General features: G+C 70.2%; 19 protein-coding genes and 2 pseudogenes. 11 read left to right on the forward strand and 10 right to left on the reverse strand.

The window, feature by feature from the left end:
* Positions 1-23: 23 nt before the first annotated feature.
* Positions 24-1,190 carry an HpcH/HpaI aldolase/citrate lyase family protein gene (locus ACH5AC_RS22605; RefSeq protein WP_398863805.1) on the reverse strand — a complete coding sequence of 389 codons (1,167 nt, stop codon included), beginning with the start codon at positions 1,188-1,190 and terminating at the stop codon, positions 24-26.
* Between the two features lie 189 nt (positions 1,191-1,379).
* On the opposite strand from ACH5AC_RS22605, the gene ACH5AC_RS22610 reads away from it, so the two are divergent.
* On the forward strand, positions 1,380-2,177 hold the full coding sequence (locus tag ACH5AC_RS22610; protein WP_398863806.1) for a TerD family protein: 798 nt from the start codon (positions 1,380-1,382) through the stop codon (positions 2,175-2,177).
* 9 nt (positions 2,178-2,186) lie between these two features.
* Here ACH5AC_RS22610 and ACH5AC_RS22615 read toward each other — a convergent pair whose 3' ends face one another.
* The 6 genes from ACH5AC_RS22615 to ACH5AC_RS22640 all read right to left on the reverse strand — a co-directional run bounded on the left by ACH5AC_RS22615 (position 2,187) and on the right by ACH5AC_RS22640 (position 6,657).
* The gene (locus tag ACH5AC_RS22615) at positions 2,187-2,924 is read right to left on the reverse strand and encodes a Tellurium resistance (protein ID WP_398863807.1); all 738 of its coding nucleotides are present in this window, start codon (positions 2,922-2,924) and stop codon (positions 2,187-2,189) included.
* A 125-nt stretch (positions 2,925-3,049) separates the two neighbouring features.
* Positions 3,050-4,198 (reverse strand): DUF475 domain-containing protein, encoded by a 1,149-nt coding sequence (locus ACH5AC_RS22620; RefSeq protein ID WP_398863808.1) that lies wholly within the window; start codon positions 4,196-4,198, stop codon positions 3,050-3,052.
* A 49-nt stretch (positions 4,199-4,247) separates the two neighbouring features.
* On the reverse strand, positions 4,248-4,823 hold the full coding sequence (locus ACH5AC_RS22625; protein ID WP_398863809.1) for a TerD family protein: 576 nt from the start codon (positions 4,821-4,823) through the stop codon (positions 4,248-4,250).
* Between the two features lie 107 nt (positions 4,824-4,930).
* On the reverse strand, positions 4,931-5,506 hold the full coding sequence (locus ACH5AC_RS22630) for a calcium homeostasis/redox stress adaptation protein (RefSeq protein ID WP_398863811.1): 576 nt from the start codon (positions 5,504-5,506) through the stop codon (positions 4,931-4,933).
* Positions 5,507-5,635: 129 nt separating this feature from the next.
* Positions 5,636-6,094, reverse strand: coding sequence for a peroxiredoxin (locus ACH5AC_RS22635; RefSeq protein ID WP_398863812.1), 459 nt, complete (start codon positions 6,092-6,094; stop codon positions 5,636-5,638).
* Between the two features lie 125 nt (positions 6,095-6,219).
* Complete coding sequence (locus ACH5AC_RS22640; protein ID WP_398863814.1) at positions 6,220-6,657, reverse strand: DUF3052 domain-containing protein; 438 nt, start codon at positions 6,655-6,657, stop codon at positions 6,220-6,222.
* 353 nt (positions 6,658-7,010) lie between these two features.
* Between ACH5AC_RS22640 and aceE the strand changes: the two genes are divergently transcribed.
* From aceE to ACH5AC_RS22660, 4 genes and pseudogenes are all read left to right on the forward strand, one after another.
* Positions 7,011-9,743, forward strand: a complete 2,733-nt coding sequence (aceE, locus tag ACH5AC_RS22645; protein ID WP_398863815.1) for a pyruvate dehydrogenase (acetyl-transferring), homodimeric type — start codon at positions 7,011-7,013, stop codon at positions 9,741-9,743.
* 50 nt (positions 9,744-9,793) lie between these two features.
* Positions 9,794-10,531, forward strand: a complete 738-nt coding sequence (locus tag ACH5AC_RS22650; protein WP_398863817.1) for a potassium channel family protein — start codon at positions 9,794-9,796, stop codon at positions 10,529-10,531.
* 280 nt (positions 10,532-10,811) lie between these two features.
* Positions 10,812-12,029: an alpha/beta hydrolase gene (locus ACH5AC_RS22655; RefSeq protein WP_398863818.1), complete on the forward strand. Its 1,218-nt coding sequence runs from the start codon at positions 10,812-10,814 to the stop codon at positions 12,027-12,029.
* A 67-nt stretch (positions 12,030-12,096) separates the two neighbouring features.
* A pseudogene (locus ACH5AC_RS22660) lies at positions 12,097-12,789 on the forward strand (DUF4429 domain-containing protein); the annotation flags it as partial.
* Positions 12,790-12,805: 16 nt separating this feature from the next.
* On the opposite strand, the gene ACH5AC_RS22665 reads toward ACH5AC_RS22660, so the two are convergent.
* Together ACH5AC_RS22665 and ACH5AC_RS22670 are read right to left on the reverse strand one after the other, a co-directional pair.
* Positions 12,806-13,822, reverse strand: coding sequence for an aldo/keto reductase (locus ACH5AC_RS22665; protein WP_398863820.1), 1,017 nt, complete (start codon positions 13,820-13,822; stop codon positions 12,806-12,808).
* Positions 13,819-14,307 (reverse strand): MerR family transcriptional regulator, encoded by a 489-nt coding sequence (locus ACH5AC_RS22670; RefSeq protein WP_398863821.1) that lies wholly within the window; start codon positions 14,305-14,307, stop codon positions 13,819-13,821. Before ACH5AC_RS22670 ends, ACH5AC_RS22665 begins: the two co-directional genes overlap by 4 nt.
* 196 nt (positions 14,308-14,503) lie before the next feature.
* Here ACH5AC_RS22670 and ACH5AC_RS22675 point away from each other — a divergent pair, with 196 nt between their 5' ends.
* The 3 genes and pseudogenes from ACH5AC_RS22675 to ACH5AC_RS22685 all read left to right on the forward strand — a co-directional run bounded on the left by ACH5AC_RS22675 (position 14,504) and on the right by ACH5AC_RS22685 (position 18,406).
* On the forward strand, positions 14,504-15,322 hold the full coding sequence (locus ACH5AC_RS22675; RefSeq protein ID WP_398863822.1) for a serine hydrolase domain-containing protein: 819 nt from the start codon (positions 14,504-14,506) through the stop codon (positions 15,320-15,322).
* 51 nt (positions 15,323-15,373) lie between these two features.
* Positions 15,374-16,508: pseudogene (locus ACH5AC_RS22680) on the forward strand (DUF5954 family protein).
* 110 nt (positions 16,509-16,618) lie between these two features.
* Positions 16,619-18,406, forward strand: coding sequence for a serine/threonine-protein kinase (locus ACH5AC_RS22685; protein ID WP_398863823.1), 1,788 nt, complete (start codon positions 16,619-16,621; stop codon positions 18,404-18,406).
* On the opposite strand, the gene ACH5AC_RS22690 is transcribed toward ACH5AC_RS22685, so the two are convergent.
* The gene (locus ACH5AC_RS22690; RefSeq protein ID WP_398863909.1) at positions 18,403-19,059 is read right to left on the reverse strand and encodes a pirin family protein; all 657 of its coding nucleotides are present in this window, start codon (positions 19,057-19,059) and stop codon (positions 18,403-18,405) included. The two genes, ACH5AC_RS22685 and ACH5AC_RS22690, sit on opposite strands and share 4 nt — an antisense overlap.
* Before the next feature lie 95 nt (positions 19,060-19,154).
* Between ACH5AC_RS22690 and ACH5AC_RS22695 the strand changes: the two genes are divergently transcribed.
* From ACH5AC_RS22695 to ACH5AC_RS22705, 3 genes are all read left to right on the forward strand, one after another.
* On the forward strand, positions 19,155-20,360 hold the full coding sequence (locus ACH5AC_RS22695; RefSeq protein WP_398863824.1) for a PucR family transcriptional regulator: 1,206 nt from the start codon (positions 19,155-19,157) through the stop codon (positions 20,358-20,360).
* Between the two features lie 89 nt (positions 20,361-20,449).
* Positions 20,450-21,373 carry an ACP S-malonyltransferase gene (locus ACH5AC_RS22700; protein WP_398863825.1) on the forward strand — a complete coding sequence of 308 codons (924 nt, stop codon included), beginning with the start codon at positions 20,450-20,452 and terminating at the stop codon, positions 21,371-21,373.
* A gap of 12 nt (positions 21,374-21,385) precedes the next feature.
* On the forward strand, positions 21,386-22,387 hold the full coding sequence (locus ACH5AC_RS22705) for a ketoacyl-ACP synthase III (RefSeq protein WP_398863826.1): 1,002 nt from the start codon (positions 21,386-21,388) through the stop codon (positions 22,385-22,387).
* Positions 22,388-22,418: the final 31 nt, after the last annotated feature.

Below are 22,418 nucleotides of genomic sequence, written 5' to 3' on the forward strand. Positions count from 1 at the left end.
GGATAGGCCCGTAGAGAAACGGTTCAGCCGGGGATTCCGGCGGCCAGCAGGTCGACGAAGCTGACGTCCTCGCGGGCGACGCCGAAGACCTCCGCGCGCAGCATGGTCCGCTCGGCCCAGGCGCGGTGCGGCTTCACCTCGTTCATCTTGTTCGTGTACTGGGAGCGGAGGACTCCCCCGCCGCCGCGCTCGGGGCGCAGGATGTCGGCCGCGTCGCTGTACTCCTCGTGACTGACGACGGACAGCGCGTGCACCGCCGGCACATGGGAGGGGTGGATGCAGGTCTTGCCCAGCAGGCCGTTGGCGTGGTCGAGGGTGATCTCCCGCAGCAGCCCGTCCATGGCGTGTTCAATCAGTCTCTCTCGCAGCTCGACGGCCTGCCCCTCCAGGAAGGGGCTGTGCCGCAGCATCGGCTTGAACATGCGTTCGGGGACCCGGAAGTACTCCCAGACCGGGCCGGTCACGGTGAACCCGGTGCCGTCGGCCCGGCCCAGCATGTTCACCACGTCGGCGATCACGGAGGCGACGATCTGGACGTCGTACGCCGTCATGTCGGGGGCCCGGCGCAGGCCGTACGAGGAGCAGAAGTCGGTCACGCCGAGCCGTAGGGCGAGCACCCGGTCGCGGTACTTGTCGACGGCCCGGTGGATGCCTTCGAGGGTCTCCACGCGTGACTCGCGGTAGAGCAGCTCGGGCGACTCCAGCACGGGCATGGCGAACAGCCGGCGCCCGCTCGCGGCCTCGGCGGTGGCCAGGGCCTCCAGGAAGGGGATGCCGCGCTCGCCGGTGAACTTCGGGAGCACGAACCCGGACAGCAGCCGCCCGGCCGGGCCGAGCCGCCGTACGAGGTCGGGGATCTGCTCGGGCGTGCGCACCCGGACGAACAGCAGCGGGGGCTCGAGGTCCGTGCGGGCGGCGAGCTCGGCGAACTGGCGGACCAGGTTCTCCTCGCCGGCCGGTACATCCTCGTCGCCGATGGAGTCCTCCAGGCACAGCACCATCGACACCACGCCCCGGGCCGCCTGCTTCGCGATGTCGTCGGCGAGGCGTGGGCGGGTGGCCGGACTGTAGAGCGTGGCGCCCAGGGCCGCGGACAGCAGCCGGGCCGGGGAGTCCGGCGCGAACGCGCACGGCTCCTGGTGGAAGAGGCGCTGCCGCTCCTCCGGGGCGATGTGCCCGAAATGACGCATGGAACTCCCCCGTGGCGCACGGTAAGGCTGCGGATGACTGTGGTTTTTGAGAACAGGTGGCCGGTAATAGTACGTACCCGGCCATGTCAGGGGTTCCCGCCGGGCATGAATTTCAGGTAACCCGGCTGTGTCGGTCCCCCGCACACCCCGCGTTGTCGTGACCAGGACCGAGAGGGCAGGATGACCCGCATGACGCACGCGATGTTGAAGGGGTCGAACGTCCCGCTCGAAGCCACGACGGTACGGGCCGTGCTGCGCTGGACGCCCGGGCAGGGGGTTCCGGACGTCGACGCCTCCGCGCTGCTCCTCGGCCCCGACGGTCGTGTGCGGTCCGACGAGGACTTCGTGTTCTACAACCAGCCCCGGCACCCTTCCAGGGCGGTGTGGCGACTCGGCCAGAAGAGGATCGCCGAGGGCCTCACCGACACGATCCAGACAGATCTGGCCGGTGTCGAGTCGGACATCGGCCAGATTCTGCTGGTCGCTTCGGCGGACGGTGTCACGTTCGACCGCGTACCGGATCTGCGCATCGTGCTGTACGACGCGACGAGTGCGGACGAGGAGCCGCTGGCCTACTTCGACGTCCAGCCGGAGACGGGCGAGGAGACGGCCCTGATCTGCGGTGAGCTGTACCGCAGGGGCGAGGGCTGGAAGTTCCGGGCGCTCGGTGAGGGCTACTCCAACGGGCTGAAGGGTCTGGCCACGGACTTCGGCATCTCGGTGGACGAGTCGGAGGAGGCGGAGCAGAGCACCGAGCCGAGCCCGGAGCCGGCCCCCGAGCCGACGCCGAGCGTCTCCCAGCCGCTTCCCCCGGAGCAGCCCACCCAGGCCGTGCCTCAGCCGCAGGCGCAGCCACAGGCCCAGCCGCAGGCGCAACCCGCGCAGCAGCCGGCGTACGGCTATCCGTCCTCCCTGCCGACCCATGGCTACGGCTACCCGGACAACTTCCACATGCCGCCGATGGGCCCCCAGTTCATCGGGCGGTGACGATCCGGGTCACCGCTCGACCTGCGTCTTGTAGCCCCGTCCCCACTGCAGTCCCCACCCGTACAGCCGGTCCAGCTCCGCCTGGAACCCGTAGACGAACCGCACCTCGCGCCGTACGACGATCTCCCCCTTCACGTTCTCGATCATCACCACGGCGCAGGAGCGGGCCTGCGGGTGCCGTTCGTCGAGTCCTATCTCGATGCGGGGGCCGTTGCTCGGGTAGAGGGTGACGGTGGCGTGCGTCCGGTCGAACGCCGGCGTCTGGTCGTAGATGTAGACGAACACCAGCAGCCGCTTGATGTTGTCCCGATGGTCGAGGTTGACGTACATCGTCTCCCCGGACCCCGACCCGAACCGGTCGTCTCCGCTGAGCTTCACATACGGCGGCGAGTTGACGTCGCCGAGGTAGCCGCCGAGCGGCTGGACGACGCCCTTCGTCCCGTCGGCCAGCTCGTACAGGCAGCCGAGGTCGAGGTCGACGTTCACCATGCTCTGGCTGTGGCCCATGACCTCCGGGGGCTTCAGCGCCCTGAGGGGGTGCCGGAAGAGGCTCTCCCGCTGCGGGCCGCCGAAGTCGGACGTCCGCATGGACCAGGTCAGGTTCACGCGCAGATGCCCGGTGGCCGCGTCCTGCTTGGTGAGGGAGACCTGGTGGTGCCGTTTGGTCAGCTCGATCGCGTTGCTCGCCGCGCTCCCCGAGTCGAACTCGGCGGCCCGGCCGCTCCGGAAACCGTCGAACAACCCCATGCCCGCCCCCAGTTGGACAACAAAACGGCGGGGCGGCCAGGAGGCGGCCGCCCCGCACAAAGCGTTCCTCACTCAGAAGGTGATCACACCCACTGATTCAGATCTGCCGATTCAGATCTGTTGTTTCAGACCCCGGACGAGATCTCAGTCCTCTCGTCCGAGCCCTCCGCTTTTCCCTCGGCCGCCGCCAGCGCGCGGTTGCGGCGGACGGAGGACCAGAAGGAGGCTCCGATGAAGGCGACACCGATCAGGCCGGTGATCACTTCGTGGATCTCGTACTGGATGGTGACCAGGAGAATCAGCGCGAGCGCGCCGATCGCGTAGTGCGCGCCGTGCTCCAGGTACTCGTACTCGTCGAGGGTGCCCTGGCGGACCAGGTAGACCGTGAGCGAACGGACGTACATGGCGCCGATGCCGAGGCCGAGGGCCATCAGGACGATGTCGTTGGTGATGGCGAAGGCGCCGATCACGCCGTCGAAGGAGAACGACGCGTCCAGGACCTCCAGGTAGAGGAACATGAAGAAGGCGGCCTTGCCGGCGAGGGCGACGGCCGAGCGGGGCTTGCCGGAGCGGGCCGCCGCTTCCTCCTCCTCGTGCTCGCGCTCCTCCTCTTCCTCCAGCTTGTCCTCGAAGTAGCCGGAGAGACCGCCCACGATCATGTACGTGATCAGACCGGCGACGCCGGAGAGCAGGACCGTCTCCGCCTTGTCGACGTGGGTGCCGCCGTGCTGGTGGGCGTTGGCCGCGAACGTCATCGCCGAGATCAGCAGGACGATCAGGGCGATGCAGACCGACAGCATGTCGATCTTGCCGAGCTTGGCCAGCGGCCGCTCCAGCCAGGCCAGCCACTTGATCTCCCGCTCCTCGAAGATGAAGTCGAGGAAGATCATCAGCAGGAACATACCGCCGAAGGCGGCGATCGCCGGGTGGGCGTCGGTGACGAGTTCCTGGTAACGGTCCTTGTCACTGAGCGCGAGGTCGACCGCCTCGATGGGGCCCATCTGGGCGCTGACCGCGACGATCACGACGGGGAAGACCAGCCGCATGCCGAAGACGGCGATCAGGATGCCGATGGTGAGGAAGATCTTCTGCCAGAAGGCATTCATCTTCTTCAGAATTCCGGCGTTGACCACCGCGTTGTCGAAGGACAGCGAGATCTCGAGGATCGAGAGGATCGCCACGATGCCGAACGCGGTCCACCCCCCGAAGAGGACCGCTGCGACGAGGCCGAGCGCGGTGACCGCGAACGACCACCCGAAGGTTTTCAGGACCACTGGCTACCCAATCGTGTGTGTACGGGGCTCCCCCGCGCCGTACCCGGCTTTACGAAACATTGACTCCGAAGTCTAGAGCGATGCCACGCAGCCCCGACGCGTACCCCTGTCCCACCGCCCGGAACTTCCATTCCCCCTGATAGCGGTAGAGCTCGCCGAAGATCATGGCCGTCTCGGTGGAGGCGTCCTCGCTGAGGTCGTAGCGGGCGAGTTCCTGGCCGTCGGCCTGGTTGACGACGCGGATGAAGGCGTTGCTGACCTGGCCGAAGGTCTGGCCGCGCTCGTCGGCCATGTGGATCGAGACCGGGAAGACGATCTTGTCGCAGTGGGCCGGCACCTTCACGAGGTCGACCAGCAGCGACTCGTCGTCGCCGTCGCCCTCGCCGGTGAGGTTGTCGCCGGTGTGCTCGACCGAGCCGTCGGGGCTGTGGAGCTGGTTGTAGAAGATGAACCACTCGTCCCCGAGGACCCGTCCGCCGTTGCACAGCAGGGCACTGGCGTCGAGGTCGAAGGGGGCTCCGGTGGTGGAGCGCGCGTCCCAGCCGAGCCCGACCATCACCTGTGTGAGGTTCGGCGCGACCTTGGACAGGGAGACGTTTCCTCCCTTGGCGAGCGTGACGCCCATGATGCTGGTCCTCCCCTGGATGGTGCTTCTTCGGTTGTCCTGCGCGTCCGGCGCCGCCCCCAAACGGGACGGCGCCGGACCGAACGAGCGTCGGATCGCTGCCGGTGTCAGACGTTGACGCCGAAGTCCTGCGCGATGCCGCGCAGGCCCGAGGCGTAGCCCTGGCCGATGGCGCGGAACTTCCACTCGGCGCCGTGGCGGTAGAGCTCACCGAAGACCATGGCCGTCTCGGTGGACGCGTCCTCGCTGAGGTCGTAGCGGGCGATCTCGGCGCCGCCGGCCTGGTTGACGACGCGGATGAACGCGTTGCGCACCTGGCCGAAGGACTGCTGGCGGTTCTCGGCGTCGTAGATCGAGACCGGGAAGACGATCTTCTCGACGTCGGCCGGGACGCCGGCGAGGTTGACCTTGATCTGCTCGTCGTCGCCCTCGCCCTCACCGGTGAGGTTGTCGCCGGTGTGCTCGACCGAGCCGTCGGGGCTCTTGAGGTTGTTGAAGAAGACGAAGTTCGCGTCGCTGGCGACCTTGCCGGCGTTGTTCAGCAGCAGGGCGCTGGCGTCGAGGTCGAAGTCGGTGCCGGTCGTGGTGCGCACGTCCCACCCGAGGCCGATGATGACCGCGGTCAGGCCCGGGGCCTCCTTGGTCAGCGATACGTTGCCGCCCTTGCTGAGGCTGACTCCCACGAGTCCTCCATTGGTGTCCGGGGGCGGGAGCCCCGTCGTGCATTGGATATCGGATCAACGATCCGATCCTAGTGACGGGTTCCCGCCCCCGCAGGCCCTGGGCGCCGGAGAATCAGAGGGTGTCGAGAATCAGAGAGTGTCGAGCGCCTTGACGTACTCGTTCAGGTCACGGGCGTCCGGCAGCGCGTTGACGACGGTCCAGCGGACCACGCCCTCCTTGTCGATGACGAAGGTGCCGCGCACCGCGCAGCCCTTGTCCTCGGCGAAGACGCCGTAGGCGCGGGAGACCTCGCCGTGCGGCCAGAAGTCGCTGAGCAGCGGGTAGTCCAGGCCCTCCTGCTCGGCGAAGACGCGCAGGGTGTGGATGGAGTCGTTGGAGACGGCGAGCACCTGGGTGTCACGGTCGGAGAACTGCGGGAGGTTGTCGCGCACCTCGCACAGCTCGCCGGTGCACACGCCGGTGAAGGCGAAGGGGTAGAAGAGCAGGACGACGTTCTTGCTGCCGCGGAAGTCCGACAGCTTCACGGTGGCGCCGTGGTTGTCCTTGAGCTCGAAGCCGGGGGCCTTCTCGCCGACCTGGATGGCCATCGTGGGTGATCCCTTTCGGTGGGGGCTGCTCGGGTGGGAACCCGAAGACTCGGGACCACCCTACGCAGTGCCCGGCGCACGCCCGGGGACGGGCCGGTGGAAACCGGCCCGTCCCCGTCACGCGGTCACCTCTTGGACTTGGCCGCCTTCGGCGTGGCGAGGCGGCTGCCGCTCCAGTCCTTGCCGACGCTGACGCTCTTGGCCGCGCTCAGGCCGGCGGTCGTCGCGGCTTCCGAGATGTCGCTCGGCTCCACGTACCCCGAACGGCCGGTCTTCGGCGTGAGGAGCAGGATCGCGCCGCCCTCTTCGATGTACGTGGTGGCATCCACCAGCGCATCCGTCAGGTCGCCGTCGTCGTCCCGGAACCACAGCACAACGGCGTCGGCCACGTCGTCGTATTCCTCGTCCATGAGGTCGCCCTCGATGGCTTCCTCGATGGCCTCGCGGAGCTCCTGATCGACGTCGTCGTCGTAGCCGATCTCCTGGACCACCTGCCCGGGCTGGAACCCCAGCCTGGCGGCAGGGTTCGTCCGCTCCTCCGCGTGGTCCGCGGTCGCGCTCACGGGTTGCCTCCTGATCATGTCTTGGGAATAACTCAGCCACGCGCGTGCGCGAAGCATTGGCCGTAGTCCACACGGGCGGGACGGATCGCGCAAGTACCCGGCGGTTCGGACCGCCGAAACGGTGACGATCCCGGCCGTCTCGACGCAACTCCAGGCATGGTGCGAGTACCGGGGGTGACGCACACCACACCTTTCTGCCCCGTTTGCGTGTTTGGGAACCGCCCTAGAGTACGGGGTCCTGGTTACCGCAGAGTAGAGATGCCGTTTTGCCTCCCCGAGGTACACGATGGGGGACGGTGCAGGCATACCGGAAAGTGGCCCCCGCGGGTGCCCTCTGACAGGTAAGGAACAGCGTGGCTTCCGGATCCGATCGCAATCCGATCATCATTGGCGGCCTTCCGAGTCAGGTACCTGACTTCGATCCCGAAGAGACCCAGGAGTGGCTCGACTCGCTCGACGCCGCCATCGACGAACGCGGCCGCGAGCGGGCGCGCTATCTGATGCTGCGGCTGATCGAGCGGGCCCGCGAGAAGCGCGTGGCCGTGCCCGAGATGCGCAGCACGGACTACGTCAACACCATCGCCACCAAGGACGAGCCGTTCTTCCCCGGCAACGAGGAGATCGAGCGCAGGATCCTCAACGCCACCCGCTGGAACGCCGCCGTGATGGTCTCCCGCGCCCAGCGGCCCGGCATCGGCGTCGGCGGCCACATCGCCACCTTCGCCTCCTCCGCGTCCCTCTACGACGTCGGCTTCAACCACTTCTTCCGGGGCAAGGACGAGGGCGACGGCGGCGACCAGGTCTTCTTCCAGGGACACGCCTCACCGGGCATCTACGCGCGCGCGTACCTGCTCGACCGGCTCGGCGAGCAGCACCTCGACGCCTTCCGCCAGGAGAAGTCGAAGGCGCCCTACGGCCTGTCCTCGTACCCGCACCCGCGGCTGATGCCGGACTTCTGGGAGTTCCCGACCGTGTCGATGGGCCTCGGCCCGATCGGCGCGATCTACCAGGCGCGCATGAACCGGTACATGCACGCGCGCGGGATCGCCGACACCTCGACATCACACGTGTGGGCGTTCCTCGGCGACGGCGAGATGGACGAGCCGGAGTCGCTCGGCCAGCTGACCATCGCCGCCCGCGAGGGCCTGGACAACCTGACCTTCGTCGTCAACTGCAACCTCCAGCGGCTCGACGGCCCGGTGCGCGGCAACGGCAAGGTCATCCAGGAGCTGGAGTCGGTCTTCCGCGGCGCCGGCTGGAACGTGATCAAGCTGATCTGGGACCGCAGCTGGGACCCGCTGCTGGCCCAGGACCGCGACGGTGTGCTCGTCAACAAGATGAACACCACACCCGACGGCCAGTTCCAGACGTACGCCACCGAGACCGGCTCCTACATCCGCGACCACTTCTTCGGTGACGACCACCGGCTGCGCGCGATGGTCGAGCACATGTCCGACCACGAGCTGCTGATGCTGGGCCGCGGCGGCCACGACCACCGGAAGATCTTCGCGGCGTACTCGGCTGCCCGCGCCCACAAGGGCCAGCCGACGGTCATCCTCGCCAAGACGGTCAAGGGCTGGACGCTGGGCCCGAACTTCGAGGGCCGCAACGCCACGCACCAGATGAAGAAGCTGACGGTCGACGACCTCAAGCGCTTCCGGGACCGGCTGCACCTGCCGATCGCCGACAAGGAGCTGGAGTCCGGCCTGCCGCCGTACTACCACCCGGGCCGGGACTCGGAGGAGATCCAGTACATGCACGACCGGCGCAAGGGACTCGGCGGGTACGTCCCGACCCGCGTCGTGCGCGCCAAGCCCCTCCCGCTGCCGGAGGACAAGACGTACGCGAGCGTGAAGAAGGGCTCGGGTCAGCAGTCCATCGCGACGACCATGGCCTTTGTCCGGCTGCTCAAGGACCTCATGCGGGACAAGGAGCTGGGCAAGCGGTTCGTGCTGATCGCGCCGGACGAGTACCGCACCTTCGGCATGGACTCCTTCTTCCCGAGTGCGAAGATCTACAACCCGCTCGGCCAGCAGTACGAGGCGGTGGACCGGGATCTGCTGCTCGCCTACAAGGAGTCCCCGACCGGACAGATGCTGCACGACGGCATCTCGGAGGCCGGCTGCACGGCGTCCCTGATCGCGGCCGGTTCCGCGTACGCGACGCACGGCGAGCCGCTCATCCCGGTCTACGTCTTCTACTCGATGTTCGGTTTCCAGCGCACCGGCGACCAGTTCTGGCAGATGTCGGACCAGCTGGCGCGCGGCTTCGTACTGGGCGCGACCGCGGGCCGTACGACGCTGACCGGTGAGGGTCTGCAGCACGCCGACGGCCACTCGCAGCTGCTGGCGTCGACGAACCCGGGGTGTGTGGCCTACGACCCCGCGTTCGGCTACGAGATCGCGCACATCGTGCAGGACGGTCTGCGGCGGATGTACGGCCCGGACAGCGAGGACGTCTTCTACTACCTCACCGTCTACAACGAGCCGATCCAGCACCCGGCCGAGCCGGAGAACGTCGACGTCGAGGGCATCCTGAAGGGCGTCTACCGCTTCAGCGAGGGCACCTCGGGCACCATCCCGGCGCAGATCATCGCCTCCGGCGTGGCCCTGCCATGGGCGATCGAGGCGCAGCGGATCCTCGCCGAGGAGTGGCAGGTGAAGGCCGACGTCTGGTCGGCGACCTCCTGGAACGAGCTGCGGCGCGAGGCGGTCGAGGTCGAGCGGCACAACCTGCTCCACCCGGAGGAGGAGCAGCGGGTGCCGTATGTCACACGGAAGCTCAGCGGCGCGCAGGGCCCGTTCGTGGCCGTGTCCGACTGGATGCGGTCGGTTCCGGACCAGATCGCGCGGTGGGTGCCGGGGTCGTACCAGTCGCTGGGCGCGGACGGCTTCGGCTTCGCGGACACCCGGGGCGCGGCCCGGCGGTTCTTCCACATCGACGCGCAGTCGGTGGTGGTGGCGGTGCTGACCGAGCTGGCGAAGGAGGGCAAGGTCGACCGGTCCGTGCTGAAGCAGGCCATCGACCGGTACCAGCTGCTGGACGTCGCGGCGGCGGAGCCCGGAGCGGCGGGCGGCGACGCGTAGCGCGTGAACCGGTTGCCCTCCGCCCTTACGGTCTCTTTACGATGCGGGGCATGAAGGAGCAATCGGCACAGGCCCGGTGGGAGCAGCTCACCCAGCGACCCTTGTTCGTACTGGCTGGGCTGTTCGCCATCGCCTATGCCGTCCCGATCGTGGACAGCTCGGCCAGTCGCACGGTGACGTGGGCCTGCCTGTGGGTCGAGTGGGGGGTGTGGGCGGCCTTCGCGCTCGACTACCTGGTGCGGCTGGGGCTGGCCCGGGCCCGGTGGGTGTTCGTCCGGACGCACTGGCTGGACCTGCTCGCGGTGGCGCTGCCGCTGGTGCAGCCCCTGCGGCTGCTCCGGCTGGTGTCCACGCTGCTGCTCGTGGGGCGGCGGGCGCGGATGGCCTCGCAGGTCCGGCTGACGACGTATGTCGCCGGGTCCGTGACCGGGCTGATGATGTTCGGGTCGCTGGCCGTGCTGTCGGTGGAGCGGGACGCGCCGAACGGGAACATTCACACGCTGGGTGACGCGGTGTGGTGGTCCTTCACGACGATGACGACGGTGGGGTACGGGGACCACGCGCCGACCACCGGGCTGGGGCGGTTGCTGGCGATCGGGCTGATGCTGTCCGGGATCGCGCTCCTCGGTGTGGTGACCGCGAACATCGCCGCCTGGTTCATCTCCCGCTTCGAGCGGGACGATGTCGAGGAACGGCTGCAGCGGGAGGCGATAGAGGCCCTGACCGCGGAGGTACGCGCCCTGCGGGCCGAGGTGGCGGCCCTGTCCGACAGCCGCGTCGAAACCTGACCGTGGGCCGAGCGGAGGTGGGTGCGCAGCCAGGCGCCACGGGGTGCAGCTGCCTTTGGCCGCGGCGCGCTGTCCCCCTCCGGCAGCGCGCCGCAGGCCGTGGCTTGGCCCACTGTGACCTGCGGCACGTACCGGAGGCGAGGGACCTTTAGCGTTGTCACCCTGATAGGGGAAATGCCTTTGACGCCGCGTCAGGCGAAGACGGACTGACGCCGACGAAACGTGATCCGTGTCACTGGATTCTCTCGAGACCCTCTCGTTCTCCTAGTGTGTCCTCCCAGTGACTTCCTTCGAGACCTCCCCACACCTCAACGCCAGGCGCGCACTGCTGGCGCTCGCCGTGGTGTTCGTGATGCTGGCGACCACCGGCTGGACGGCCCTGCGCCACCAGCAGAACCCCACCGCGCTCCAGGCGTCCCGCTCCGCCTGGGAGAGCGGCCGTATCGACGGCCGTGCGCTCCCCGACCCGGACGCGGCCCCCGCCCTGCTCGCCGGCTTCTTCGCCTCCCTCACCGCCGCCCAGCGCAACTCGCTCGCCGCCCGCTACCCGCTCGCGGTCGGCAACATGAACGGCGCCCCCGTCGCCCTGCGATACCGCGCCAACCGCATCGCCCTCGCCGAGGCCGCGCGGGTCGAGCGGGACCGGATGCACGACAGCAGGCTCTCGCCCGCCGGGCAGCACGAGGCGGGCCGTCGTATGGACCGCTTCCAGGTGATGGGCACCGCCGAGCGGCAGATCCTCGCCTTCGACCCGGAGGGCCCCGGCCGGGCCGCCGAGGTCTTCGGCGACCTCGCCCACGCCGAGCGGATCTCCGTCGTCGTCCCCGGCGTCGACACCGAGCTGCTCACCTTCCAGCGCAGCAACCGCAAGTACTCCGCGCCCGCCGGCATGGCCGAGGCGCTCTACGCGGCCGAGCGGGAGGCGAGCCCCACGACGCGTACGGCCGTGATCGCGTGGGCCGACTACACCGCGCCCGACGGCCTGGGCATCGACTCGGCCACCGCGATGCGTGCCGAGAGCGGCGCCGTACGCCTGAACGCGCTGCTGCGCGCCCTGCCCGGCACCGCGCCGGTGTCGATGTTCTGCCACAGCTACGGCTCGGTCGTGTGTGGAGTGGCCGCGCGCGCGATGCCCGGCCGGGTCGCCGACATAGCGGTCGCCGGCAGCCCCGGGATGCGCGCGGACAACGCGTCCGAGCTGCGCACCTCCGCGCGGGTGTGGGCGATGCGGGACGCCGACGACTGGATCGCGGACGTGCCGTATCTGGAGGTCGGCGGGCTCGGGCACGGAGAGGACCCGATGTCGGACGCGTTCGGCGCGCGGGTGCTGTCGGCGCGGGGGGCGAACGGCCACTCCGGCTACTTCGTGCCCGGCACGGACAGTCTGCGCAACCTCGCCGACATCGGAACTGGCGCATACCGTTCCGTGGAGTGCGCGGACGAAGGTGACGCCTGCCGGGCGGGTTTGTCCGGCACCACGCCGGTCGGACGCGCGTAGAGACCGCAGGAATTGCGGTGTGCGTGAGGAGGGGACGAAGTTGTCTGTCGCGCATACGATGAGCCGCATGGGTGATGTACTGGCCGGATTTCATGCCGCCTGGGAGTTCGAGTCCGACTCCGTCCTCATCCGTTACGAGCGGGGCTTGCGCACGCCCAAGTTGTTCTCCGCGCTCGGCGAGCGGCGCGTTCCGCTGCGCGCGCTGGAGTCCGTGACGCTCGAGCCGGGCAAGCGGGGGACGGTCGTCCTGCGGGCGGAGCCGCGGCCCGGGGCGGATCCGTTGATGGAGGCGGCGGCGGGGCAGCTGAAGGAGGCGTGCGATCCGTACCGGCTGGTGCTGCCGGGGGACCGGGAGCTGCTCGCCGAGTACTACGCGGACGAGCTGAAGGGGCTGCTGACCGAGTCGGGGCCGGTGGACCGGTTTCTGGTGGAGGCGCCCGAGGTGCCGGTGTCGTTCAAGGCGTACGACGGGAAGGCGTCGTTCGACGGGCGGACGGTGCGGTTCCGGTGGTTCTGGACAGGGGCGTCGTCCGCCAAGTGGAAGGCCGGCGACCAGAGTTTCGCGGTGTCCGAGGTGGGGGGTGTGGAGTGGCGCTCGCCCGAGCTGCTGGAGGGGTATCTGCGGTTGCGGCTCCGGGAGGGGGCGGCCGAGCGGCCGGGGCCTGTGGACCAGGACCCGGCCGCGGTGGTGTTCGGGTTGGGGTACGGGGTCGTGCACGAGTCGCTGCCGTTCGCGGCGGCTGTGCTCGCGGCCGTTCGGGGGCGTTGAGCGCGGGCTACTCGCGTCCGGCCGAGGTGAACGCCATGTCCGCGTACCGGTCGCCCGCCACCTTCGACGCGATCGGCTCCAGAAGGGCCAACTCCTCGTCCGTCAGCCTGATCGTGGCCGCCGTCACGTTCTCCTCCACCCGGCTCGGCTTCCGGGTGCCCGGGATCGGGACCACCGGCAGGCGGTGGACGTCGGTCTGCTGCTGGACCCAGGCCAGGGCGATCTGTGCCGCAGTGGCGTCGTGGGCCCGGGCGACGGCCCTGACCGGCTCCAGCAGGGCCGCGTTGGCGGTCGCGTTGTCGCCGGTGAAGCGGGGCTGCTGGCGGCGGAAGTCGTCCGCGGTCAGGTCGGTGTCGGCGTTGGTGAAGGAGCCGGTGAGGAAGCCTCGGCCGAGCGGGGAGTAGGCGACGAGGGTGACGCCCAGGTCACGGACCGTCGGGACCACGTTCGCCTCGATGTCGCGGCTGAACAGGGACCACTCCGACTGGACGGCCGCGATGGGGTGGACGGCGTGGGCCGCCCGCAGTTCGCCGGCCGTGACCTCGCTCAGGCCCAGGTGTCTGACCTTGCCCTCACGGACCAGCTCGGCCATGACACCGACGGTCTCCTCGATCGGCACGTCCGGATCACGCCGGTGCATGTAGTAGAGGTCGATGACGTCGATGTCGAGGCGGGACAGACTCGCCTCGACGGCCTGACGGATGTACGGGGCGTCATTGCGGATGACGCGCTTGGTCGGGTCGTCCGGCGGAATCGACAGCGCGAACTTGGTCGCGATGACGACCTCGTCGCGGTGGGCCTTGAAGAACGGGGCGAGGAAGCGTTCGTTCTCACCGGCGCCGTAGGCGTCCGCCGTGTCGAAGAGGGTGACCCCCAGCTCCAGGGCACGCTCCAGCGTGGCCCTCGACTCCTCGGCGTCGGTGGGGCCGTAGGCGAAGCTCATGCCCATGCAGCCGAGGCCCTGGACGCCGACCTCGGGGCCCTCGGTGCCGAGGCGCGTGGTCGGGATCCTGGTGTCGGTCATCGAGCGGTCCTTTCCGTTTCGTACGCGCGCGTGGCGTCCGAATAGAACATGATCTTGCGGTCCAGGACGGCGAGCGTGTCCCGCAGTTCGGCGATCCGCGCCTGGACGTCCCGCCGGGTCGCCTCCAGCAGGGCGCAGCGCTCGGCGTACGTGTGGTCGCCCTCGCGGACCAGTTCCGCGTACCGGACCATGTCGGCGACCGGCATGCCGGTCAGCCGCAGCTTGCCGACGAGGTCGAGCCAGTCCAGGTCTCGGTTGCTGTAACGGCGCTGCCCGGTGTGCGAGCGGTCCACATGGGCCATCAGGCCGATGCGCTCGTACCAGCGCAGGGTGTGCGCGGTCAGCCCGGTGAAGGCGACGACCTCACTGATGGTGTAGCTGTCCTGCCCGTCGGGGCGGGGGTGGCGTGGCGGCGGACCGGCACAGACGTCGGCACGGCTGGGGCTTTCCTCGGTGGTCACGGGCGTGCTCTGCATCACCGTCATGAACCACACGCTATGACGTTGGAGCGCACTCCAAGCAAGCGGGTTCGCTCCGCGGGTTGGCCTGTATCTGTCTGCGGGTGCGTGGGGGCTGGTCGCGCAGTTCCCCGCGCCCCTTGCGGGGGGCGGTGCCCCCCGCACCCCCCGCACCCCCGGCCCCTTGATGGAGCTGGCGCTGTGAGCGCTTAGGCTCGGGGGCATGTCCTTGAAGAGCCTCGCGTTGATCGAGAAGTGGCCGGTTCCCTCCGCTGCGGCGGGGGTCGTGCGGGCCGACGGTGCGGTGCTGGGTGCGCACGGTCCGGTCGGGAAGCGGTTCGCGCTGGCCTCGGTGACCAAGCCGCTCGTCGCGTACGGCGTGCTGGTGGCGTACGAGGAGGGCGCCATCGAGCTCGACGAGCCGGCCGGGCCGGAGGGCTCGACCGTGCGGCACCTGCTCGCCCACACCTCCGGGCTGGCCTTCGACGAGCACAAGGTGGCCTCGGCGCCGGGTGAGCGGCGGCTGTACTCCAACGCCGGGTTCGAGCAGCTCGGTGATCATGTCGCCAAGGCGACCGACATCCCGTTCGCGGAGTATCTGCGGCAGGCGGTCCTGGAGCCGCTGGGGATGACGGCCACGTCGTTGGAGGGGTCGCCCGCGAAGGACGGCGTGTCCACCGTGGAGGACCTGCTGCGGTTCGCCGCCGAGGTGCAGGCGCCCCGGCTGCTCGACCCGCGGACCGTGGCCGAGGCGATGAGTGTGCAGTATCCGGGGACGAAGGGTGTGTTGCCGGGGTACGGGCACCAGAACCCCAACGACTGGGGGCTCGGCTTCGAGATCCGGGACGGCAAGTCACCGCACTGGACGGGCAGTTCGTCCTCGCCGCGCACCTTCGGACACTTCGGGCAGTCGGGTACGTTCCTGTGGGTCGACCCGGTCGCCGGGCTGGCCTGCGTCGCGCTCACGGACCGGGCGTTCGGGCCCTGGGCGATCGAGGCGTGGCCGCCGTTCACGGACGCGGTGCTCGCCGAGTCGGTGTGATTCCCCTCGGTTCCGCAGCGAAGTGGCCGTGGCATCGGGCACATTCAGTGCATGACCGGTTACGAGGACAGGGTGCCTGGCTATCTGACCTTCCGGGTCGCCCCGCAGGAAGGGCCGATCGCGGCGTTCGCGGAGCAGGAGGCGTGGCAGGCGCGGGAGCGGTATCCCGACCTGCGGGGCGTGGGTCTGGCGGAGTTCTTCCACGCCCGTGAGCGCGACACCGGAGGGTGGGAACTGTCCGAGTACGGCAGCGACACCCCGCAGGGCGCCCGGGACTCCCTGGGCTCGCGCTTCCGGATGCGCGCCCGGGACGCCGAGGACACCGGTGACACGAAGGCGCAGAAGGCGTGGATGGCGGCCGCCCTGCGCATGGACCGGGAGGTCGTCGACGAACTCCGGGTCCGCGGCGAGCGGTTCCGGATCGTGCGGGCCTCGAAGTTCATCCGTATGGGGCGGAGCGGGCCCGAGCCGCCCCGGCCCTCCGACCCCGATCACGCGGAGGTCGGAGAGGCGTACCGTGCGCCGTCACGCACCAAGGGCTTCGTGGTCGACCCGTACACCCCCGCCGGGCTGTCCGACAGCCTGCTGAAGCTGGATCTCCTGCGGCTCGTCGGAGCCGCCTCCGGCACACCGGAGGACGTACGGTCCGACGCACGGCGTGCCGCCGAGGCATGTCCGGGCGGTGTGCTGCTGCCGGCGGTGTTCGCGATCGCCGAACGGACGGACGGGGAATGGCAGTCGCACAACCCCGGGGCGTCGTACGCCACACCGCAGGGCGCGCGCGACAGCCTGGCCGCGTGGCTGCGGGTCATGGCGCCGTTCACGCTGCGGCTGTCGGACGAGAAGAAGAAGCAGTACGCGCGCGGCCGACCTGCTGGACGAGAAGCGGAGCAACAGTCTGAGCATCGACGGGACCCGGTTCCGCGTCACCCGGGTCGAGCGGCTGATCCGCGTCGGACCCGACGGCCCGGAGGGGCCCCGGCCCAGCGACTACGACCCGGAGCCGCCGGTGGAGGTGCACACCCGGCAGCTGAAGGAGCAGGGGCTGTGGAAGGACGAGGACGAAGACGAGGACGCCCCGGCCGAACTTGACGAGCGGGCCCGTGAGTTCAAAGCGCTGTGGGATCAGGAGGAGGCCCGCCGCGCGGCGGCCAGGGAACGCAGGGCGAAGAAGAAACGCGGCTGAGCCGGGCTGGGGCCTCCACACTCCGGACTCCGGGGGCTTGGGTCACCGGCCGATGATCCACTCGGCTAATCTCCCTTTGCACAGCAGCACCCATGGACATCGGGGGAGCAATGGCAGGGGTTCAAGCGGGCGGACAGTTCCGCCCGTTGGAGAGCGGTGATCCGACGACGGTGGCGACCTACCGGCTCGCCGCACGGCTCGGTTCCGGCGGTATGGGCACGGTCTATCTGTCGTACACGCCGGGCGGGCATCCGATCGCCCTCAAGACGATCCGGCCGGAACTGAGCGAGGACCCGGAGTTCCGCCGCCGGTTCCGGCAGGAGGTCGAGGCCGCACAGCGGGTGCAGGGGTTCTACACCGCGCCGGTCATCGACTACGACACCGAGGGCACCCAACCCTGGCTGGCCACCGCCTATGTGGCCGGCCCCTCACTGGCCTCGGCGGTCACCGAGCACGGCCCGCTGCCGGTGCCGTCGGTCCTGCTGCTGCTCGCGGGGATGGCGGAGGCGCTGTCGGTCATCCACGGCGCGGGCATCGTGCACCGCGACCTGAAGCCGTCCAACGTGCTGCTCGCCGGTGACGGCCCCCGCGTCATCGACTTCGGCATCGCCCGCGCCGCGGACGCGACCGCGCTCACCGGCACCGGCGTGTCCATCGGCACCCCGGCCTTCATGTCGCCGGAGCAGGCCGCCGGCAAGGAGGTCACGTCCGCCTCGGACATCTTCGCGCTCGGCCAGGTCGCCGCCTACGCGGCACAGGGGCAGGGGGCCTACGGCGACGGCCCCTCGCACGCCGTGCTGTACCGGATCGTCCACGAGGAGCCCGACCTGAGCGGGCTGCCCGGGCAGCTCGCCTTCATCGCGCGCTGCCTGGCCAAGGAGCCCGGCGGGCGGCCCTCCCCCGCCGAGATCATCGCCCTGTGCCAGGAGGCGTCGCCCACGCCGCTGCGGCAGTCCGGTTCCTGGCTGCCGGAGGCGATCACCGCGCAGATCACCCAGCGGGTGTCGGCGTCGGCCGCCCTCGCGGCGGCGCCCACGCCCACCGCACCGGTCACCGCGGCTGCGCCCACGCCCACCGCACCGGTCACCAAGCCCGATGTGACGCCGCCCCCGGTGCACGCGGCTCCCACAGCGGCCGCCACGCACGTACCGCCCCCGCCCGCGTACGGACCTCCCGGTCCCCAGCCGCACTTCCAGCCCTCGTACGGCCCCCCGACCGCGCCCCAGCCGCCCTTCGGCGCGCAGCCCGGCTGGCGGCCGCAGCCCCTGCCGCCGCCGAAGAACAAGGCCGGCAAGTGGATCGGGATCAGCGTCGGGGTGGTGATGGGCCTGGCCTGGCTCGGCGGCTGTGCGTCGTTCATCAAGGGCCTCGACGATGCCTCCGACGACTCCTCGAGCAGCGCCTCCGGCAGCTCCTCCTCCGGCAGCGGGAGCGACGACAGCGGCAGCACCACGGGTAAGAGCCCGGCACCCGATCCCACGCCGGTCTCCTACCAGGGCGTCAACATCCCCGAGGGCTACTACGTGCGGTTCGCGGACGCGCCGCCGAAGCCGATCGACCCCGACGGCAGCCCCCGTTACGTGGACGCCGGCGACCTGTACTACTACGACGCGGGCGGCCTGGACAACAACCCCCTGCTGGGCAGCGCCGGCGACAAGGTCGTCCTGCTGAACAACGCCCAGAAGGGCTCGCTGGAGACCTGCCGGAACGAGACGCGCTACACCGAGGAGATCCGGCTCTCGCAAATCACCAAGGGGTCACAGATGTGCGTGCACACCTCCTCCGGTCACATCGCCCTGGTCACCTACCAGGGCAGCGCACCCGAGAACGACCCCAGCGACTACGTGTCGGTGGACATCACGGTGTGGCGCAACGCGGAGGATCCCTCCCAGGACTAGGCCGCCATCTCCCACACCAGCACCTCGGCCGGCCCCCCGTCGGCGACCAGCTCCAGCCCCGCCTCGTCGGCGGCCCGCACCGCGTCCCCCGGCCCCAGCCCGTACTCCCCCAGCCGGACCGCGCCGCGCACCACATGGACGTAGACCCGCGGCGCTTCCGGCACCGCGGTGCGCTCGCCGGGAGCGAGCCGGCGTACGTGCAGCAGGGCGCCGGCGGCGGGCAGGGCGTACGGGGTGGCGTCGGCGATGCCGCGCACGATGTCGTACGACGGCTCGCCGCCGGGGCTCAGCGGGGACAGCCACATCTGTACGAAGGTCAGCGGCGCCGGCCCGTCGTTGCGCTCCATGTGCCGCACCCCGGCCGCCGCGCTGAGCCGCTGGACGTCGCCGGGGCGGACCCGGGTCTCGTGGCCGGTCGAGTCGCGGTGCGTCAGCTCGCCCTCGACCACCCATGTGACGATCTCGGTGTGGCTGTGCGGGTGCTCGTCGAAGCCGGCGCCCGGTGCGAGCCGCTCCTCGTTGCAGGCGATCAGCGCGCCGAAGCGGAGGTTGTCGGGGTCGTAGTGGGGTCCGAAGGAGAAGGCGTGACGGGTGTCGATCCCGGCCGCCGGGTCCCCGCCGCGGTAGCGCTCGTCGGCGCGCCGTACGTCCATCACGTGCCCCACGGTAGCCGGGTGGCGGGTGTCACAGGGCCCTCACCTGCGACCCGGCGGCACACGGGGTCGGCCCGATAAGGCAGTCTTGTCCCGTGCCCGAACCCCATGCCAGCAAGAACCAAGCCGCAGTGCCCGGTGTGCACGCGCACTCCGCGACCCTGAAACGGCTGGAGAAGTCCTCCGGAAGTCTCGCCGCGCAGGCCATCGCGCGGATGGACGAGACGCTGCCGTGGTACCGGGCGATGCCGCCGGAGAACCGTTCCTGGATCGGTCTGGTCGCCCAGGCCGGTATCGCGGCGTTCACCGAGTGGTTCCGGCATCCGGACGCCCCGCAGGCCATCTCCACCGATGTGTTCGGGACCGCTCCGCGTGAACTGACCCGGGCCATCACGCTCCGCCAGACCGTCGAGATGGTGCGCACCACCATCGAGGTCATGGAGAGCGCGATCGACGAGGTCGCGGCCCCCGGCGACGAGAGCGTGCTGCGTGAGGCGCTGCTGGTGTACGCCCGGGAGATCGCGTTCGCCACCGCCCAGGTGTACGCCCAGGCCGCCGAGGCACGGGGTGCCTGGGACGCGCGGCTGGAGTCGCTGGTGGTGAACGCGGTGCTGAGCGGCGAGGCCGACGAGGGTGCCGTGTCGCGGGCCGCGGCCCTCGGCTGGAACACGCCGGAGCACGTGTGCGTGGTGCTGGGCAACGCGCCCGACGGGGACTCGGAGCTGACCGTGGAGGCCATCCGGAGGGCCGCCCGGCATGCGAAGCTGCAGGTGCTCACGGGGGTGCTGGGGGCTCGGCTGGTGGTCATCGCGGGCGGCAGCGACAACCCACTGGCGGTGGCGAAGTCGCTGATCGGGCCGTTCGCGGCCGGGCCGGTGGTGGCCGGTCCGGTGGTGCCCGACCTGCTGACCGCGACCCGGTCCGCGCAGGCCGCCGCGGCCGGTCTGAAGGCGTGCTCCGCCTGGCAGGACGCGCCGCGCCCGGTGCTGGCGGACGATCTGCTTCCGGAGCGCGCCATCGCCGGCGATCCGAGTGCGCGTGAACAGCTGGTGGAGGAGATCTACAGACCGCTGGAGGAGGCGGGGTCGGCGCTGCTGGAGACCCTCTCCGTCTACCTCGAACAGGCGTCCAGTCTGGAGGGTGCGGCCCGGATGCTGTTCGTCCATCCCAACACCGTGCGCTACCGGCTTCGACGTGTGACTGACGTCACCGGCTGGTCACCTTCCGATGTACGCTCGGCGTTCACGTTGCGCATCGCGCTGATCCTGGGGCGCCTCGCCGACGGAGATCCCCAGACGTAGGTGTTTGTCGGGGCCCCACAAAAGCCCCTGCTGTTCTTCGTCCTTGTCCCCACGGGCGGCCGTGGCCGTCCCCAAGAGAGAGTGTGAGAGTGCTCGTACTCGTCGCTCCCGGCCAGGGCGCCCAGACGCCCGGCTTCCTGACTCCCTGGCTCGAACTGCCCGGTGCCGCCGACCGCGTCGCCGCCTGGTCGGACGCCATCGGACTGGACCTCGCCCACTACGGCACCAAGGCCGACGCGGACGAGATCCGGGACACGGCCGTCGCCCAGCCGCTGCTGGTCGCCGCCGGCCTGCTGTCCGCCGCGGCACTCGGTGACACTGCCCCGGGCCTGGTTCCGGGCGCCGTCGCCGGTCACAGCGTCGGTGAGATCACCGCCGCCGCCTTCGCCGGCGTGCTCGACGACACCGCCGCGCTCACCCTCGTCCGGGGGCGCGGCCTGGCCATGGCCGAGGCCGCCGCGATCACCGAGACCGGCATGTCGGCACTGCTCGGCGGAGACCCCGAGACATCGGTCGCGCACCTGGAGAAGCTGGGCCTGACCCCGGCGAACATCAACGGCGCCGGCCAGATCGTCGCCGCCGGCACCCTGGAGCAGCTCGCCGCGCTGGCCGAGGACAAGCCCGAGGGCGTCCGCAAGGTCGTCCCGCTGAAGGTCGCCGGCGCCTTCCACACCCACCACATGGGCCCCGCGGTCGAGAAGCTGGCCGAGGCCGCCCAGGCCCTGACGCCGGCCGACCCGAAGCTCACCTACGTCTCCAACAAGGACGGGCAGACCGTCGCCACCGGCGCCGAGGTCCTCGACCGGCTGGTCGGCCAGGTCGCCAACCCGGTCCGCTGGGACCTGTGCATGGAGACCTTCAAGGAGCTGGGCGTCACCGCTCTGCTGGAGGTGTGCCCCGGCGGTACCCTCACCGGTCTCGCCAAGCGCGCCCTGCCCGGTGTGACGACGCTGGCGCTGAAGACCCCCGCCGACCTCGACGCCGCTCGCGAGCTCATCGCCGAGCACGCCTGACAAGGAGCCCTGATGGCGAAGATCAAGCCCAGCAAGGGCGCCCCGTACGCGCGCATTCTCGGCGTCGGCGGCTACCGCCCCACCCGGGTGGTGCCCAACGAGGTCATCCTCGAGAAGATCGACTCCTCGGACGAGTGGATCCGCTCCCGCTCCGGCATCGAGACCCGGCACTGGGCGAACGACGAGGAGACCGTCGCCGCCATGTCCGTCGAGGCCGCCGGCAAGGCGATCGCGGAGGCCGGGATCACCGCCCACCAGATCGGCGCCGTGGTCGTCTCGACGGTCTCGCACTTCAAGCAGACCCCGGCCGTCGCCACCGAGATCGCCGACAAGCTGGGCACGGACAACGCCGCCGCCTTCGACATCTCGGCCGGCTGCGCGGGCTTCGGCTACGGCCTGACCCTCGCCAAGGGCATGGTCGTGGAGGGCTCCGCCGAGTACGTCCTGGTCATCGGCGTGGAGCGGCTGTCCGACCTGACCGACCCGGAGGACCGTGCGACGGCCTTCCTGTTCGGTGACGGCGCGGGCGCGGTCGTGGTCGGCCCGGCCACGGAGCCGGCGATCGGCCCGACGGTCTGGGGCTCCGAGGGCGACAAGTCGGAGACCATCAAGCAGACCGTGCCGTGGACGGACTACCGCGACGGCACCGTCGAGCGGTTCCCCGCCATCACGCAGGAGGGCCAGGCGGTGTTCCGCTGGGCCGTGTTCGAGATGGCGAAGGTCGCCCAGCAGGCCCTGGACGCGGCCGGCATCAGCGCCTCCGACCTGGACGTCTTCATCCCGCACCAGGCCAACGAGCGGATCATCGACTCGATGGTGAAGACCCTGAAACTGCCGGAGACCGTCACGGTCGCCCGGGACGTGCGCACCACCGGCAACACCTCGGCCGCCTCGATCCCGCTCGCGATGGAGCGGCTCCTGGCGACCGGCGAGGCGAAGAGCGGCGACACCGCACTCGTCATCGGATTCGGGGCGGGTCTCGTCTACGCCGCGACGGTCGTTACCCTCCCCTAGGCACTCCGTGCCGGATCACCCGGTCCGGACA

This window comes from Streptomyces sp. NPDC018693 (assembly GCF_044391385.1).
In the GTDB taxonomy this organism is placed as follows: Bacteria; Actinomycetota; Actinomycetes; order Streptomycetales; family Streptomycetaceae; genus Streptomyces.